This window comes from Bacillus sp. AP50 (assembly GCF_040492675.1).
Classification (GTDB): domain Bacteria; phylum Bacillota; class Bacilli; order Bacillales; family Bacillaceae_G; genus Bacillus_A; species Bacillus_A cereus.
Genome location: NZ_JBEUTW010000617.1, coordinates 1 through 3,001, shown reverse-complemented (window position 1 = coordinate 3,001; position 3,001 = coordinate 1). Strand labels below are relative to the sequence as shown.

Genomic DNA, 3,001 nt, shown 5'->3' with positions numbered 1-3,001 from the left:
ACTAGATTAACCTTTTGGATTGAAGGAGTTTTTGGGTAGATTAGCAGGAAGTGGTCAAGTATTAATAGAGTAGTCCATACTTATTTTTAAAAAAATCTATAGAATCTTTAAAGAAAATAGGCAATTATATGATTTCAAAAAAATAGAGTTGAGCATAATATCATGGATAAAGGGCCTTTTTATTTTGTTTATATACGAGAGTTTTAATATAAATAGGATTTGATGAGAGGAGAGATGAATTTGTATAATTATCCACCATATTCTTCAGGGAATTCTAAACCACCACATTTTATAGCAGGAGTGAGTGATGAAGGTCAGGAAGCTTTTTATCGGCAACCAAGCGGAAAGATATTTGCAAAAATATATGAAAAAGACACAGAAAGACCGATTAAGGGTGTCAAAGTATCAATTTATAAAATGACAAATGAAGGGCGTATTTTAGCTTCCCGACAAAGTGAGGTTATTACTTTATATACGAATGAATTCGGTGAAACAAATACAGTTGCCTTGCCTACGCCCCCTAAAGAGAATGCGAGCGATCCTTTAGGATCTAAACCTTATTCAGAATATGCAATTTCCATTGAAGCTGCAGGTTATGCACCTGTAGTACTGCGCGGTACACAAATTTTTGAAGACGTTACTGCTGTTCAGAAAATGGAACTTATACCCATTAGTGGAACGGAAGGACGGGATTCTGTTGAAATAATTGATATTCCGGAACATACATTAATCGGACAATATCCCCAGCAGGAATCCCAACAGGAACTACAAAAAGAACTCGAGACACAACAAGAGATAAGAGTAGATAGCGATAAGGATAGGGATAGGGATATTGTAATACCTGAATTTATTATCGTTCACGATGGTCATCCAAATACACCTGCACGAAATTACAAAATGAGATTTAAAGATTATATAAAAAATGTAGTCGCTTCTGAGGTTTATCCGAATTGGAAAAAAGAAGCATTGTTAGCTAATGCTCTTTGTATAATGACTTTTACATTAAATCGTCTTTATGTAAACCCTTTTAAAGGAAAAGGATTCGACATCACAAGTACTACACAGTTTGATCAAAAGTATACTCATGGGAGAAATACCTTTGAATCTACTGATGATGCAGTGGATGAGGTATTTAAGCAATATCTTGCAAAGCATGGAGAAAATACACCATTTTTTACACAATATCGTGATGGTAAAAAACAAACATGCCAATTTGCTAAACGGCCAGGAATGCTATATCAATGGGGAACATTCTGCCTGGCAGAAAAAGGCATGAGCCATTTGGATATTTTGAAACATTACTATAAAGATATTGAAGTCCGTTTAGCGGAATTTATACAAGTCGTTAAATCTTTCCCTGGGAAAATTTTGAAGGAAGGAGATCAAAATCTTGCTGTTGAAACCATTCAAAAATATTTATACCATATAAGAAAAAGATATACAGATATTCCTGAAGTAAGAGTAAACGGTACGTACAATTCAAGTACTGCAAATGCAGTTAAGGCTTTTCAAAGGCAGTTCCAACTTCCTGAAAATGGAGCTGTAGATGAGGTAACTTGGAATAAAATGAATGATATGTATGTGTATGTTACAAATCTCCCTGGCATGTATCCTATTTTGCAGAATGGCAGTCAAGGAGAACTTGTAAGGAGATTACAAAATTTATTGAAGGACTATGGTTTTTATGAAGGACAATTAGATGGTTTTTTTGGACTTGGAACTGAAGTATCAGTGAAAGAGTTTCAGAAGATAAAAAGTTTTACTGTTACAGGAGTAGTGCGTAAGGAATTATGGATGGTCCTTGAAGCGATAGAATATACTATGGGAACTTCCCGAGGGGCTTTAACAAGCAATTCAATTCCGCAGCAAACGAATAGAGGATTAAATCTTAAAACACAAGCGCCTTCTCAAAATCAAAATCCAGTATCTATTTATCCCCCTTCTATGACAAATGTGTCCAATTATCAGCAGACACAATCATTCTACAATAATAATAGATATTATCCCTATTCTTAATTAGTGATGTAAGTAAAAGTAACAAGGAGTAATTAAATGAACAGACATAGAGGGAGGACGAATAGATTTGAATGAAAATTATTCTTATCCATTGGATTTAGGACAGCAATTTTATTATCAACCACATCTATTTTTTAATGAAAATCAAATTTATTATGATACACGGCATTCTTATCGGGCATCAACTGGTAAATTAATTGTATCTGTTTATGAAATGAATACAGATAAACCTATTAAGGGTGCAAAGGTATTCATTCGTAAGCAAGATGAAGGTAGTCAAATTATTGCTACACTCCAAACAAATGACATTGGTTTAACAAGTCCCATTTCTCTATCAGCGCCTCCTAAAGAGTATTCTCAGAATCCTTCAGGACCTAAACCTTATACAGAATATGTCCTTACAATCGAAGCACCTAACTATGGTGTTAAAATAATTAGGGGTGTACAAATCTTCCCGGAAACTACAGCGAAACAAAGAGTGGAAATGCTTCCTGTTAATCGAACAGGAGAACGCCAATTAATTGAAACAATTAATATTCCTCAACATGCATTAACTGAATATTATTTAGAGAGACAACTTCGATCAAACTATCCCCGTTTTTCTCACTTTCCTCAACATGCAAATAGCCTAAACATCCCTCAATACATTATCGTTCATGATGGAAATCCTAATGAATTAGCTCCAAGATATAAAGTGGAATTTAAGGAATATGTAAAAAACGTAGCTGCTTCAGAACTTTATCCAACATGGCCTAAAGAAGCAATTAAGGCTAATATAATTTGTATAACATCTTTTGTATTAAATCGTATATATAATGAGCATTATTTGGAAAGAGGGTTTACTATTAGTAGCACTCCTTTGTTTGATCAATCTTATAATTATGGTAGAAGTACTTTTTCTGAAATCGATGATATAGTTGAGGAGTTGTTTAATCAATATATTGCAAAACCGTATAGTATCGAACCAATGTTAATTGTATATAGT

2 protein-coding genes are annotated in these 3,001 nt (G+C 33.9%); both read left to right on the top strand.

All coding sequences use genetic code 11. The features are described 5' to 3' along the window. Positions 1 to 240: 240 nt before the first annotated feature. Positions 241 to 2,016, top strand: coding sequence for a peptidoglycan-binding protein (locus ABWK52_RS27400; protein ID WP_047387386.1), 1,776 nt, complete (start codon positions 241 to 243; stop codon positions 2,014 to 2,016). Positions 2,017 to 2,083: 67 nt separating this feature from the next. Next, on the top strand, positions 2,084 to 3,001 hold a 918-nt coding region (locus ABWK52_RS27395; RefSeq protein ID WP_353772285.1), incomplete at its 3' end, for a SpoIID/LytB domain-containing protein.